13 protein-coding genes are annotated in these 12,893 nt (G+C 73.3%); 9 read left to right on the top strand and 4 right to left on the bottom strand.

Annotated elements, in window-relative coordinates; genetic code table 11:
* Positions 1-46: 46 nt before the first annotated feature.
* Positions 47-1,168 (top strand): DNA integrity scanning diadenylate cyclase DisA, encoded by a 1,122-nt coding sequence (gene disA / locus ACVHNB_RS02150; RefSeq protein WP_428953157.1) that lies wholly within the window; start codon positions 47-49, stop codon positions 1,166-1,168.
* Positions 1,169-1,263: 95 nt separating this feature from the next.
* Here disA and ACVHNB_RS02145 read toward each other — a convergent pair whose 3' ends face one another.
* Entirely contained in the window at positions 1,264-2,070 is an 807-nt protein-coding gene (locus ACVHNB_RS02145; protein ID WP_428953158.1) for a hypothetical protein, read from the bottom strand.
* A 186-nt stretch (positions 2,071-2,256) separates the two neighbouring features.
* Here ACVHNB_RS02145 and ACVHNB_RS02140 point away from each other — a divergent pair, with 186 nt between their 5' ends.
* Positions 2,257-2,922, top strand: a complete 666-nt coding sequence (locus ACVHNB_RS02140; protein ID WP_428953159.1) for a phosphatase PAP2 family protein — start codon at positions 2,257-2,259, stop codon at positions 2,920-2,922.
* A 113-nt stretch (positions 2,923-3,035) separates the two neighbouring features.
* On the opposite strand, the gene ACVHNB_RS02135 is transcribed toward ACVHNB_RS02140, so the two are convergent.
* Both ACVHNB_RS02135 and ACVHNB_RS02130 read right to left on the bottom strand, forming a co-directional pair.
* Entirely contained in the window at positions 3,036-3,716 is a 681-nt protein-coding gene (locus ACVHNB_RS02135) for a response regulator (protein WP_428953160.1), read from the bottom strand.
* Positions 3,704-5,281: a sensor histidine kinase gene (locus ACVHNB_RS02130; RefSeq protein WP_456227297.1), complete on the bottom strand. Its 1,578-nt coding sequence runs from the start codon at positions 5,279-5,281 to the stop codon at positions 3,704-3,706. The genes ACVHNB_RS02135 and ACVHNB_RS02130 overlap by 13 nt, the downstream gene beginning before the upstream one ends.
* A 139-nt stretch (positions 5,282-5,420) precedes the next feature.
* Here ACVHNB_RS02130 and ACVHNB_RS02125 point away from each other — a divergent pair, with 139 nt between their 5' ends.
* The 5 genes from ACVHNB_RS02125 to cseC all read left to right on the top strand — a co-directional run bounded on the left by ACVHNB_RS02125 (position 5,421) and on the right by cseC (position 10,025).
* Positions 5,421-6,332, top strand: a complete 912-nt coding sequence (locus ACVHNB_RS02125; protein ID WP_428953162.1) for an HhH-GPD family protein — start codon at positions 5,421-5,423, stop codon at positions 6,330-6,332.
* A gap of 177 nt (positions 6,333-6,509) precedes the next feature.
* Positions 6,510-7,061, top strand: a complete 552-nt coding sequence (locus ACVHNB_RS02120; RefSeq protein WP_428953163.1) for a SigE family RNA polymerase sigma factor — start codon at positions 6,510-6,512, stop codon at positions 7,059-7,061.
* Entirely contained in the window at positions 7,049-7,732 is a 684-nt protein-coding gene (locus ACVHNB_RS02115) for a hypothetical protein (RefSeq protein WP_456227296.1), read from the top strand. Before ACVHNB_RS02120 ends, ACVHNB_RS02115 begins: the two co-directional genes overlap by 13 nt.
* 42 nt (positions 7,733-7,774) lie before the next feature.
* The gene (cseB, locus tag ACVHNB_RS02110; RefSeq protein ID WP_428957595.1) at positions 7,775-8,503 is read left to right on the top strand and encodes a two-component system response regulator CseB; all 729 of its coding nucleotides are present in this window, start codon (positions 7,775-7,777) and stop codon (positions 8,501-8,503) included.
* A 22-nt stretch (positions 8,504-8,525) separates the two neighbouring features.
* Complete coding sequence (gene cseC / locus ACVHNB_RS02105) at positions 8,526-10,025, top strand: two-component system sensor histidine kinase CseC (protein WP_456227295.1); 1,500 nt, start codon at positions 8,526-8,528, stop codon at positions 10,023-10,025.
* 30 nt (positions 10,026-10,055) lie between these two features.
* On the opposite strand, the gene ACVHNB_RS02100 is transcribed toward cseC, so the two are convergent.
* A complete protein-coding gene (locus ACVHNB_RS02100; RefSeq protein WP_428953166.1) occupies positions 10,056-10,637 on the bottom strand; it encodes a TetR/AcrR family transcriptional regulator in 582 nt (193 codons plus the stop codon).
* 166 nt (positions 10,638-10,803) lie between these two features.
* On the opposite strand from ACVHNB_RS02100, the gene ACVHNB_RS02095 reads away from it, so the two are divergent.
* Positions 10,804-11,577 carry an SDR family oxidoreductase gene (locus tag ACVHNB_RS02095; protein WP_428953167.1) on the top strand — a complete coding sequence of 258 codons (774 nt, stop codon included), beginning with the start codon at positions 10,804-10,806 and terminating at the stop codon, positions 11,575-11,577.
* Between the two features lie 30 nt (positions 11,578-11,607).
* Positions 11,608-12,783, top strand: coding sequence for a low temperature requirement protein A (locus tag ACVHNB_RS02090; RefSeq protein ID WP_456227294.1), 1,176 nt, complete (start codon positions 11,608-11,610; stop codon positions 12,781-12,783).
* The last annotated feature ends 110 nt before the right edge of the window (positions 12,784-12,893 follow it).

The following is a 12,893-nucleotide window of genomic DNA, read 5'->3' as shown; positions in this document are numbered from 1 at the left end:
AACGCGACAGGGCCTCCCAAGAGAGTCTGCGATCCGGAGGAGTGCAGTGGCAGCCAATGACCGGGCGGCAGCTCCCGGCAAGTCCGGGAGTTCCGGTACGGACGGTCTGATGCGCGCCTCGCTGAGCGCGGTGGCGCCCGGCACCGGCCTGCGGGACGGTCTGGAGCGGATCCTCCGTGGCAACACCGGCGGGCTCATCGTCCTCGGCTCCGACAAGACGGTCGAGTCGATGTGCACGGGCGGCTTCGTCCTCGACGTCGAGTTCTCGGCCACGCGCCTGCGTGAGCTGTGCAAGCTCGACGGCGGCATCGTGCTCTCCTCGAACCTCGACAAGATCCTGCGGGCCGGTGTGCAGCTGGTGCCGGATCCGACGATCCCGACCGAGGAGACGGGCACCCGGCACCGCACCGCCGACCGCGTCAGCAAGCAGGTCGGCTTCCCGGTCGTCTCGGTCTCCCAGTCGATGCGCCTGATCGCCCTGTACGTGGACGGTCAGCGCCGCGTCCTGGAGGACTCGGCGGCGATCCTGTCCCGCGCCAACCAGGCCCTCGCGACCCTGGAGCGCTACAAGCTGCGTCTCGACGAGGTCGCGGGCACGCTCTCCGCGCTGGAGATCGAGGACCTGGTCACGGTCCGGGACGTCGTCGCGGTCGCCCAGCGCCTGGAGATGGTGCGCCGTATCGCGACCGAGATCGCCGAGTACGTCGTCGAGCTGGGCACGGACGGCCGGCTGCTGGCGCTGCAGCTGGACGAGCTGATCGCGGGCGTCGAGCCCGAGCGCGAGCTGGTCGTACGGGACTATGTGCCCGAGCCGACGGCCAAGCGCTCGCGCACGGTCGACGAGGCGCTGTCCGAGCTGGACTCCCTGCACCACGGCGAGCTGCTCGAACTGCCCATCGTGGCGCGGGCGTTGGGCTACACCGGTTCGCCGGAGGCGCTGGACTCGGCGGTGTCACCGCGCGGCTTCCGGCTGCTGGCGAAGGTGCCGCGCCTGCCCGGGGCGATCATCGACCGCCTGGTGGAGCACTTCGGCGGCCTGCAGAAGCTGCTCGCCGCCAGCGTCGACGACCTGCAGACGGTGGACGGCGTCGGCGAGGCCAGGGCGCGCAGCGTGCGCGAGGGCCTGTCGCGCCTGGCGGAGTCGTCGATCCTGGAGCGGTACGTCTAGCTCGAGCCGCTGGGCACATCAAGCGGCTTTGGCGCTTGAGGAGCGGGGTCCGGGGCGGAGCCCCGTGACGCCCACCCGCCGATGACGCCCGGAACTCAGTCGGCCTTCAGCACGAACGACGTCCGGGTCCCGGTCAGTTGGGCCCCCTTGACCTCGACCAGATACGTACCGGCGCCCGCGGACCCCGCCGGAGGCGTGGCGCACTGCGGGACGCTCGGCTTGCGGTCCCAGGTCAGCGACTGGGTGACCTTGCCGCCCGCCGGCACGCGGAGCACCCGGCTGCCGGGACCGGCCGGGCAGTCCCCGGACGACCAGTACTTCGTGTCGCCGTCCGCCTTGGTGATCGTGACGACCGCCGTCTTCGGACCGAGGTCGACCTTGCAGGCCTTGTCCGTCGTGTTCTTGGCGACGAGTTCGAGCTTCGGCTTCTCCCCGGGGGCGTACGAGTTGTGGATGCTGCGCACCGCCAGCGACGTGCCGCCCGCGGTGCAGTCGGGCAGGCCGACGACCGCCGCCGCCTGGCCGCCGGCGGCCGAACCGCCGTCGCCGCCGTCGCCCTTGTCGCCGCCCGCCGCGTCGTCGGAGCCGCCCCCGGAGCCCGCGGAGTCACCCGAGCCGTCACCGGAACCGGAGCCGTCGCCCGACCCGGAACCGCCCGACTCGTCGCGCCCGCCCGGGTGTTCGCTGATCGCGGGCCCGGTACCGGACGGTCCTGGCGTGATGGCATCGGTCGGATGCTTGCCGTTGGACCCGTCCGCGCCGTTGTTCGCGCCGCCGCCGCCGAGGTTCACGACCCACACGACCAGCAGCGCGAGCAGCGCGAGGACAGACGCCAGTACGACCCTCCGGCGCCAGTAGATGGAGGAGGGAAGCGGCCCGATCGGATTGCGCAGTGATCCCACGACCCAAACCTTACGAGAGATCCGGCCGTTGTCCCGCGCCCACCCGCCGCCCCGCACATCAAGTTTTCCGGATCATCATCATGCGCGGCCGTCCGGCGGGGTCCCCGACCCCTGTCTTTCGTCAGGTGCGGTCCGCGACCATCGCAAGATGTGACAGCACCCGGTCATTGCGTACTGTCCGTCACCATGGGAACCATCGACTCCGATCTCTATCGCGACATCACCGAATTCGCCCACGACACTCCTTCGTGGTTTCAGCACCTGATGGAGGTGTGGACGGAACTGGGCCTGCTGCTGTTCGCCGTGCTGTTCGTCGTCGCCTGGTGGCGGGCGCGGCGCGGTGACCCGCGAGCCTTCGCCGTCGCGGTGCTCGCGCCGCTGGCCACCGCCGTGGCCTATGTGTGCAGCGAGTTGATCAAGTCGGGGGTCGACGAGGAGCGGCCGTGCCGGGCCGTCGCGGGTGCCTTGCCGTCGTTGGTGGACTGCCCGGTCTACGGCGACTGGTCGTTCCCCAGCAACCACGCCACGATCGCCGCCGCGGCGGCCGTCGGGCTCGCGCTGGCCTGGCCGAAGATCGGCTGGCTGACCGTGCCGATGGCGATCCTCATGGCGTTCTCCCGGGTCTTCGTGGGCGTGCACTACCCGCACGACGTCGCGGTGGGCCTGCTGCTCGGCACCCTGGTCGCGCTGCTCGTCGTACGGCTCGTCACGCGTCCGGGGGCGCGGGTGACCGAGGCGATGCGCGGGTCCGGGAACGGGCTCGTGCGGTGGTTCGCGGGCCCGGGGCCGGCCGGTGGCGGATACGCGTCGGCGCACGACGGGCGGCCGCGCGGAGGCGCGCACCGGCGCTGAACCGTTTCCGGCAACCGCTTCCGATACCCCTTTCCGACCTCCCTTTCTGACCTCCCTTTCTGACACGCCTTCTGACGCCCCCTCACGTTCCGCCGGGTCCGGCGGAACTGTCGCTACGTCAGCAGTCCCGCCTCGTACGCCACGATCGCGGCCTGTACGCGGTTCTTGACCTCCAGCCGGTCGAGGACCGCGCTGACGTACGCCTTCACGGTGCCTTCCACGAGGTGCAGGCGCCCGGCGATCTCCGGGTTCGACAGCCCCGCGCCGACCAGGCCGAGGACCTCGCGCTCGCGCGGCGTGAGCGTCGCCACGCGCTGCCGGGCCGAGGCCTCGCGCGAGAGCCGGCCGCCGCCGAGGCCGTCGATGACGTGCCGGGCCACCTTGGGCGACAGGAACGCGGCGCCGTCCGCCACCGCCCGTACACCCGCCATCAGTTCGTGCGGGTCGCCGGACTTGAGCAGGAAGCCGGTCGCGCCGCCGCCGAGCGCCCGCGCGACGTAGGCGTCCTCGGAGAACGTCGTCAGCATCGCCACCGCCGTGCCGGGCACCGTCGCCGTGATCTCCTCGGCCGCGGCCAGGCCGTCCAGGCGCGGCATGCGGATGTCGAGCAGCGCCACGTCCGGGCGGTGCGCCCGGGCGAGGGCGAGCGCCTCACGGCCGTCGGCGGCCTCGGCGACGATCTCGAAGTCGCCGCCCGCCGCGAGGATCGCGCCGACGCCGGCCCGGATCATCGCCTCGTCGTCGGCGAGCAGCACCCTGATGCGGCGCGGCGCCGGTTCGGTCAGCGGGCCCATTCGTGCTCCTCTTCCACCATCTGGTCGGCGGTGCCCGCCTTGGGGATCACTGCCTTGTCGACGAGGGTGTGCGCCGGGTCGTCTCCGAAGCAGAGCCTGAAGTGCTCGACGGGTACGAAGAGTTCGCCGCTGGCGCGGTAGTAGCGGCAGTCCGTGTGCGCGGGCGGCGGTGTGGGCGCGCGCTCGACCGGCGGGTCGCTGATCGTGCGGTCGGGCAGCCGGGCGGCGGCCTCGGCGAAGGGCGTGCCGGTGCGCAGCTGCGCGTACGCCTGCGGGGTGAGGACGGCGTGCGTCTTCGTGTACGCGTACCAGGTGAACGCCCCGCCGATCAGGACGGTTCCCGCGACCGCGGCCGCGGCGAACGCCAGGCCCACCCGGCGGCGCGCGCTGCGCCGCGCGTACGCGAAGTCGATGGGCCCCTCGTCGCGGGCGGGGCGGGCGGGCGCGGTGCCGGGGGCGGGCAGGAGGGCCGTGACCCGGAAGCCGCCCTCGTGCGGGCCCGCGTCGAAGGTGCCGCCGAGCGCGGTGATCCGGGCGCGCAGTCCGATCAGGCCGGTGCCGCTGCCCGGCGGGGGCGGGGGCGTGTGCCGGGGGCGGCCGTTGGTGACGGTGAGCGTGGTCGCGTCGGCCCGCCGGTGCGCCTCCACGGTGACGGGGGCGCCGGGCGCGTGCTTCGCCGCGTTAGTCAGGGCTTCCTGGACGACGCGGTAGGCGGTGCGGTCGTCGGGGGCCGGTGCTCCCACGAGGCGGACGGGGAGGCCCGATTCGGCGGCCCGTTCCACCAGTTCCGCGACGCTCTCGCCGGCCGGGGCGAGCGGGGCCGGCTCGTCGTCCTCCTCGCGCAGCAGGCCGATGATGCCGTGCAGCCGGTCGGTGGCGTCGGAGGCGGCGGCGCGCAGTTCGGCGGCGGCCGTGCGGTGCGCGTCGGCGAGGCCGGGGGCGACCTGGAGGGCGCCCGCGCGCACGGCGATGAGGCTGAGCTCGTGGCCGAGGGAGTCGTGCATGTCCTGGGCGATGCGGGCCCGTTCGCGCAGCCGGGCGCGGTCGGCGACGATGCGGTGCTCGCGCTCCAGCTGCCCGGCCCTGGCCCAGCCGGCGGCGGTCAGCTCGCGGCTCTGGCGCCAGTAGCGGCCGATGAGCCAGGGGAAGACCGCGCCGAACAGGAGGGTGCCCATGAGCACGAGCCACTCCGCGGCCGGGTCGACCTGGCGGATCGCGATCTCGGCGGTGCCGACGGCGGCGAGCGCGGCGAAGGCGAGCAGGGAGGGGCGGGCGGCGCGGGAGCGCAGGCCCATGAGGTAGGCGAAGGCGGCAAGGGCGGGCCCGTAGGAGAGGGTGAACAGGGACGACGCGACGGCGAGGCCCGGGGCGGCCGCGACGACGAACGCGGTGGCGGGCAGCCGGCGGTGCAGTGCGGTCGCCGCGCCGAGCACGGCGAGTCCGGCGAGCTGCTGCCAGGCGGCGGCGGGCTCGTGCAGGTGCAGGTGCTCGACGGCGAGGACCGGCAGGGCCAGCGCCGCCCAGAGCGACAGGTCCGCGAGGGCGGAGCGGCGACGGGGGGTCACCTCGTCGACGGTACAAGCGGCGGGGGTCCCGGCGCCCCTGCCGATCGTCAGGGGTGCGGGCGGGGACGCGCCGGGCCCGCCCGCCCGAGCGGAGCGTCTGCGCGGCACGGGTGTCCGACGTGGCAGGATCGGCAGTGCCATGACTGCGCTCACGAAGACCCCCGAGAACGTCCCCGGTCGCTCCGATCTTCACGACCCCGTCATCGACTGGTTCGCCGACCACGCCCGAGACCTGCCCTGGCGGCGCCCCGACGCGGGCCCGTGGGGCGTGATGGTCAGCGAGTTCATGCTCCAGCAGACGCCGGTGAGCCGGGTGCTGCCCGTGTACGAGCAGTGGCTGGCGCGCTGGCCCCGGCCCGCCGACCTCGCCGCGGACGCGCCGGGCGAGGCCGTCCGCGCCTGGGGCCGGCTCGGCTATCCGCGGCGCGCCCTGCGGCTGCACGGCGCGGCCGTCGCCATAACGGAGCGGCACGGCGGCGACGTACCGACGAACCACGCGCAGCTGCTCGCGCTGCCCGGCATCGGCGAGTACACGGCGGCCGCGGTCGCCTCGTTCGCGTACGGGCAACGTCACGCCGTGCTCGACACGAACGTGCGACGCGTCTTCGCCCGGGTCGTGACCGGTGTGCAGTACCCGCCGAACGCCACCACCGCGGCCGAGCGCAAGCTGGCCCGCGCGCTGCTCCCCGACGAGGACGAGGTCGCCGCCAAGTGGGCGGCCGCGTCGATGGAGTTGGGCGCGCTCGTGTGCACGGCGAAGAACGAGGAGTGCCACCGGTGCCCGATCGCCGCGCAGTGCGCGTGGCGGCTGGCCGGGAAGCCCGCGCACGACGGGCCGCCGCGGCGCGGGCAGACGTACGCGGGGACGGACCGGCAGGTGCGCGGCAAGCTGCTGGCGGTGCTGCGCGAGGCGGTGACCCCGGTGCCGCAGGCGGCGCTGGACCGGGTGTGGGACGAGCCGGTGCAGCGGGCCCGTGCGCTGGACGGTCTGGTCGACGACGGGCTGGTGGAGCCGCTGGCGGGCGGTCTGTACCGGCTTCCGGTCGGCTGACCGGGTCGCTCTTTCAGGCGGTCCTTAGGTTCGTTACACAACCGACGGACAGCCGTGCGTTCCTCGCAGGCTGGAACGGACAACGCCGTGACAACCCCTCCGTAGCTTCTTCCACGTAACCGCACCTGACCGGTGCGGGCGAACGGGGAACCGGCAGGAAGCGGGAGGCGGTTGATCATGGCGCACGGCGGCGAGGTGCTCGAGTTCGAGGAGTACGTCAGGACGCGGCAGGACGCTCTGCTGCGCAGCGCCCGGCGCCTGGTGCCGGACCCGGTCGACGCCCAGGACCTGCTGCAGACCGCGCTGGTGCGGACGTACGGCCGGTGGGACGGCATAGCGGACAAGCGGCTCGCGGACGCGTATCTGCGCCGCGTCATGATCAACACCCGCACCGAGTGGTGGCGGGCCCGCAAGCTGGAGGAAGTGCCGACCGAGCAGCTGCCGGAGTCCGTCGTGGACGACTCGACCGAGCAGCACGCCGACCGCGCACTGCTGATGGACGTCATGAAGGTGCTGGCTCCGAAGCAGCGCAGTGTCGTGGTGCTGCGACACTGGGAGCAGATGTCCACAGAGGAGACGGCCGCCGCCCTCGGAATGTCGGCCGGAACCGTGAAGAGCACGCTGCACCGGGCCCTCGCCCGGCTCCGTGAGGAGCTGGAGAGCCGGGACCGCGACGAACTCGTCGCTCGCGCGCTCGAACGTGAGGAGCGGGAGCGTTGCGCGGCCTAGGCATACGTGCCTCTCGGATCCGCAGGACCGCGCAGGTCCTGAAGGCGGGGAGTTCGGCGGTCGCCGGGCTCGCCGCCATCGCCCTTTGTGCCGGTTCGCTCGCCGCCTGCTCGGCCGGCGGTACGGGTGCCCGCGACGAGGGTCCCGCCCGGACGGACCCGGTCGGCTCCACCGAGTCGGCCGCCACCGCGTCCCCTGCGCCGAGACCGTCCACGTCCCCGAAGCCCGTGAACGCGGTGCGTCTGGTGAAGGCCGATCCCAAGGTCAGCACGGAGATCAAGCGTGATCTGAAGCCGTGCGTGGCGAACGAGTACCCGGTCGACGTGAGCTACGGCAACCTGACCGGCGGAGCGTCGAGCGATGTCGTGGTCAATGTCATGACCTGCGGTGACGCCGTCGGCATCGGGACGTATGTGTATCGCGACGAGGACGGAAAGTACCAGAATGTCTTCCAGGCCGAGGAACCCCCGGTCTACGCGGAGATAGACCGGGGTGATCTGGTGGTCACCAAGCAGGTGTACGAGAAGGGTGACTCGGTCGCCTCTCCGTCGGGCGAGGAGATCCTGACCTACCGCTGGAGCGGGGGCCGCTTCGTCCAGGAGAGCCGCACGCACAACGACTACAGCCACGCCGTGGACGGGGAGTCCCCCGCCCCCACGGACGACGGCTGAGCCAGAGCACGAGAAGAACGGATGGGAGACCGCATGGGCGCCATGGGCGAGCGCAAGGGTGAGCAGACCCACGTGCTGTTCGTCGAGGACGACGACGTCATCCGCGAGGCCACCCAGCTCGCCCTGGAGCGCGACGGCTTCGTGGTCACCGCGATGCCCGACGGGCTCGCGGGCCTGGAGGCGTTCCGCGCGGACCGGCCGGACATCGCGCTGCTCGACGTCATGGTCCCGGGGCTCGACGGGGTCTCGCTGTGCCGGCGCATCCGCGACGAGTCGACGGTCCCGGTGATCATGCTGTCCGCGCGCGCGGACTCCATCGACGTCGTGCTCGGCCTGGAGGCCGGGGCCGACGACTATGTGACCAAGCCGTTCGACGGGGCCGTGCTGGTGGCCCGGATCCGGGCCGTGCTGCGCCGCTTCGGGCACGCGGGCGGCCCGTCGGCGGCGGGTTCCGGAGCGGCGGACGAGCCGGTCGGCGCGGACGCGGGCGTCCTGCACTTCGGCGACCTGGAGATCGACACGGAGGGCATGGAGGTCAGGAAGGACGGCGCCCCGGTGGCGCTGACGCCGACCGAGATGCGGCTGCTCCTGGAGTTCTCCTCGGCGCCCGGCACCGTCCTGTCCCGTGACAAGCTCCTGGAGCGCGTCTGGGACTACGGCTGGGGCGGCGACACCCGCGTCGTCGACGTCCACGTCCAGCGACTGCGTACGAAGATCGGCCAGGACCGCATCGAGACGGTCCGCGGCTTCGGCTACAAACTGAAGGCCTGATCGGGCTGATGGGGAAGCGGATATGAGGGGGACGGCGGACACCCCGCACCCACGCGAGCCGGTCGGCTCCAGCGGCCGGGCCGGTGCGCCGGGCCCGGCCTCGGCGCTCGGCGAGCCCCGCGCGACCGGCACCCCCGGCCCGGCGGCGGCCGTCCCGCGCTCGCGCGTCACGCTGCGCACCCTGCTGCCGCGGCGGCTGCGGCGCAGCCTGCGCACCGGGGTGCGGTGGAAGATCAGCGTGGCCATCGCGCTGGTCGGCGCGCTCGTGGCCGTCGCGCTCAGTCTCGTGGTGCACAACGCGGCCCGCGTCTCGATGCTGGACAACGCGCGCGACGTCCAGGACGAGCGGATCCAGTTCGTGCAGCGGCAGTACGAGGCACGCGGCGGGAATCTGCCCGTCGGTTTCAAGGTCAACGATCCGGACATGCCGCGTGAGCTGCGCGTCAAGGCGCTGTCCGGCCGCCGCGCCACCTTCGTCTCCGAGCCGTCCAACGGCGTGCCCGACATCTGGGCCGCGGTGCCGCTGAGCAACCGTGACCTGCTCTCGGTGCACACCCGGTTCACCGACCGCAGCGCCACGGTCATGAAGGACCTCGACCAGGCCCTGATCATCGGCGCGATCTCGGTGGTCTTCGGCGGCAGCGCGCTCGGCGTGCTCATCGGCGGTCAGCTCTCGCGCCGGCTGCGCAAGGCGGCTGGCGCGGCCCGCGAGGTCGCCCAGGGCCGCACCGAGGTCCGCGTCCGCGACGCCATCGGCGGTGTCGTGCGCGACGAGACCGACGACCTGGCGCGGGCCGTCGACGCGATGGCCGACGCGCTCAAGCAGCGGCTCGAGGCCGAGCGCCGGGTCACCGCGGACATCGCGCACGAGCTGCGCACCCCGGTCACCGGTCTGCTCACGGCGGCCGAGCTGCTGCCCGAGGGCCGGCCCAGCGAGCTGGTGAAGGACCGCGCGCAGGCCATGCGCACGCTCGTCGAGGACGTGCTGGAGGTGGCCCGTCTCGACAGCGCGGCCGAGCGGGCCGAGCTGCAGGACATCATGCTGGGCGAGTTCGTGGAGCGCCGGATGGCGGCCCGTGCCGCCGACGGCGTCTCCGTCCACGTCATCCACGAGTCCGAGGTGACCACGGACCCGCGCCGCCTGGAGCGCATCCTGATCAACCTCCTGGCCAACGCGTCCAAGCACGCCCGGCCCCCCATCGAGGTCAGCGTCGAGGGCCGCGTCATCCGGGTCCGCGACCACGGCCCCGGCTTCCCCGAGGAGCTCCTGGAGGACGGCCCGAGCCGCTTCCGCACCGGCGCCGCCGACCGCGCGGGCCACGGCCACGGCCTCGGCCTGACGATCGCGGCGGGCCAGGCGCAGGTCCTGGGCGCCCGCCTCACGTTCCGCAACGTACGCCCGCCGGGCACCGAGCACGGCACCCCGGCGGAGGGCGCGGTGGCCGTACTGTGGCTGCCCGAGCACGCGCCGACGAGCACCGGCAGCTTCCCGATGCTGCGGCTGCCCGACGGCGGGAAGTGATACCGGCTCGCCTCTCCTGCCGTACGCTCGTCAACTCCCCTGCCGTACGAGGGAGTCGGCGAGTTCCGTCGCCTCCCGTTCACCCAACGGGGCATGTCCGAGCAGGAACCGGTACCAGAAGACCCCGTAGACCTGATCCACCATCAGGTCGAGGTCGCGGCCGGCGGCGAGCTCGCCGCGCTCCTGCCCGCGGGCGAGTACCTCGCGCAGCACGGCTCGGCGCGCCTGGGTGAACTCCCGCATCAGATCGGCGAGATGGGGGTCGCGGGCGGCCTCTCGCGCCAGCGTGCGCAGGGCCGGGCCGACGGGCGTCGACAGCGCGCCCTCGAACGTGGCGGCGACCACCGCCCGCAGCTCCTCGCGCAACGACCCGGCGGCCGGCGCCGGCACATCCTGCTCGGCGCGGTCGGTCAGCGCGTCGAGCAGGACAGCGCCCTTCGAGGGCCACCACCGATAGAGCGTCTGCTTGCCGACCCCGGCCTCCCGCGCGATGGCGTCCACGCCGACCGGTGCGCCGTCCGCGTCCGCGAGCAGCCGCAGCGCCGCGTCGAGCACGGCCCGGCGCGCCTCCTCGTTGCGGCGACGCCCGGTGTGGGCCCGTTCGACGCTCATCGCCATCCCCTCTCCCTGCTTCCGTCCCTGCACCTGTCTTCTCAACCTCTCCGTATCCTGCTGCACCCACTTGACGAGACCGCCAGTCTCGACAACACTTACTTTACCGAGACCGACAGTCTCGTCAATAACTCAAGAGGCACGGGAACACGAGGACAGGGTCACCATGACTTCTGCAACACCCTCCAGCACCCCCATCGACTCCAGCAGCTCCGCCGACTCCCCCGTCCACGCCGTCGTCATGGGCGGCAGCTCCGGCATCGGCGAGGCCACGGCCGCACTGTTCGCCCGGGGCGGCGCCGAGGTGACGATCACCGGACGCGACCGGACCAAGCTCGACGAGGCGGCCGCCCGGATCGGCGGCAAGACCTCCACGTACCGCATGGACGCCACCGATCAGGCGGACATCGACGCCTTCTTCGCCGCCTCCGCCCCGATCGACCACCTGGTCATCGCGATCAGCGGTGCGGCGGGCAGCGGCCCCTTCGCCGGCCTGGACCTGGCCGATCTCGCCCATGGCTTCGACGCCAAGTTCTGGCCCCAACTGCGCGTCCTGCAGGCGGCGTTGGATCATCTCACCGAGCACGCCTCGGTCACCTTCGTCACGGCCGCGTCGGCCCGCGCCGCCTTCCCCGGCACCTCGGGCCTGGCCGCGATCAACGGCGCGCTCGAGTCGATGGTCCCCCCGCTCGCCGTCGAGCTCGCCCCACGCCGGATCAACGCCGTCTCCCCCGGTGTCATCGACACCCCGTGGTGGGACCGCGTACCGGCCGAGCAGCGCAAGGAGCTGTTCGCGGGGCTCGCGGCGACGACCCCCGTGGGCCGCGTCGGTACCGCCGGGGAGGTGGCGGCGGCCATCAACGCCCTTGCCACGAACGGATTCATCACCGGCACGGTCCTGGACTGCACCGGCGGGGCGAACCTCGCAACGGGCCGCTGAGCGACGAACACCCGGGCTAATCTCGCGCCCATGACCGTATCCCGTCCCGCCCTGGAGACTCCCCAACAGCCCGTTCTCGCAGGCGAGTTACCGCGCCGCGCCACCTGGTTCGAGCTCTTCGGCGACCTGGTGTTCGTGGCCGCGGTCGGCCAGGCCACCCACCGCATCGGCGGCCATCCGCACGCGGCCTCGATCGCCGCCGCGGCTGCCCTGTTCGTCCCGCTGTGGTGGACCTGGGTCCTGTACGCGGTCCGCGCCAACCGCGCGGACCGCGACCTGACCGTCCAGCGGCTGCTCACCACGGCGGGCCTCGCCGCGGTGACCGGGATGGCGGTCCACCTCGGCGGCGTCGGCCACGACCGGGGCGCCGACGCCGGCTTCGTCGTCTCCTACCTGTGCGCCCGCGCGGGCGTCGCCGCGCTCTACCTCCGGGACCTGCGCCACGAGCCGCGGCTGCGCCGCATCGCGGCGTCGTACCTGACGGGTTCGGCGGTCACGGCGGCGATCTGGCTGGCCGCCACCTTCGCTCTCGACGGCCCGGCCCGCTACGTCGCCTGGGGCGTCGCCATGACGGCGGAACTGGCCCTGCCGCTGCTCGCCGGGCGGCGGCTCACCGACAGCCCGAGCGACGCGGAGCATCTGCGGGAGCGGTTCGGCCTGTTCACGATCATCGTCCTCGGCGAGACCGTGCTCGGCTTCACCAACGGCCTGGTCACCGCGGAGACGGCCCCGGCCGCGGCACTCACCGGCGCCGCCGCGTTCGCGCTCGCCGCCGGGCTGTGGTGGTCGTACTTCAGCGCGTCGAGCACCCGCCCGGGCGCCCACGACGCAGTGGCCTCCGGCGGCCGCCACATGCACGTCTACGTCTTCGGGCACCTGCCCATCCAACTCGCCCTGGCCGTCACGGGCGGTGCGGTCGGCGCGGCCGTGGCCACCACGACGTCCCACCTGAACACGGCGCTGGCCGCCTGCGTCCTGGGTGGTACGGCCGTGTTCCTCACCTCGACGGCCCTGGTCAGGGCCTCCTTCACCGGTCTGCGGGAACCAGTGGTCCTGATCCGGTTCGTGACGGCGGCGGCCACCCTCTGCCTGCTGCCCGCGGTCGGCCGGCTGCCGGTGGCGGCGACGTTGGCTGCCCCGGCGGCGCTCCTCGCGGCCTCGGTCGTGGCGGAGGCGCCGGGACACCGGCGCCGCCTCGTCCCCTGACAGGGATCGTCAGCACGAACCCGTACGGGCACGGAGCGCACAGCCGATCCGTACGGGCGAAGGGAACGGCCCCGGCGCCGAAGCGCCGGGGCCGCAAAAGCCGAGGGTGG

This window comes from Streptomyces sp. YJ-C3, from assembly GCF_053891275.1.
This window is presented reverse-complemented; position numbering and strand designations above follow the sequence as displayed.

Bases quoted from the DNA above. Each gene is read 5' to 3' on its own strand.
- ACVHNB_RS02140 (WP_428953159.1), top strand. From the start codon at position 2,257: ATGGGAACCATCGACTCCGATCTCTATCGCGACATCACCGAATTCGCC.
- ACVHNB_RS02135 (WP_428953160.1), bottom strand. From the start codon at position 3,716: ATGGGCCCGCTGACCGAACCGGCGCCGCGCCGCATCAGGGTGCTGCTC.
- ACVHNB_RS02125 (WP_428953162.1), top strand. From the start codon at position 5,421: ATGACTGCGCTCACGAAGACCCCCGAGAACGTCCCCGGTCGCTCCGAT.
- ACVHNB_RS02120 (WP_428953163.1), top strand. From the start codon at position 6,510: ATGGCGCACGGCGGCGAGGTGCTCGAGTTCGAGGAGTACGTCAGGACG.
- cseB (WP_428957595.1), top strand. From the start codon at position 7,775: ATGGGCGAGCGCAAGGGTGAGCAGACCCACGTGCTGTTCGTCGAGGAC.
- cseC (WP_456227295.1), top strand. From the start codon at position 8,526: ATGAGGGGGACGGCGGACACCCCGCACCCACGCGAGCCGGTCGGCTCC.
- ACVHNB_RS02100 (WP_428953166.1), bottom strand. From the start codon at position 10,637: ATGAGCGTCGAACGGGCCCACACCGGGCGTCGCCGCAACGAGGAGGCG.
- ACVHNB_RS02095 (WP_428953167.1), top strand. From the start codon at position 10,804: ATGACTTCTGCAACACCCTCCAGCACCCCCATCGACTCCAGCAGCTCC.
- ACVHNB_RS02090 (WP_456227294.1), top strand. From the start codon at position 11,608: ATGACCGTATCCCGTCCCGCCCTGGAGACTCCCCAACAGCCCGTTCTC.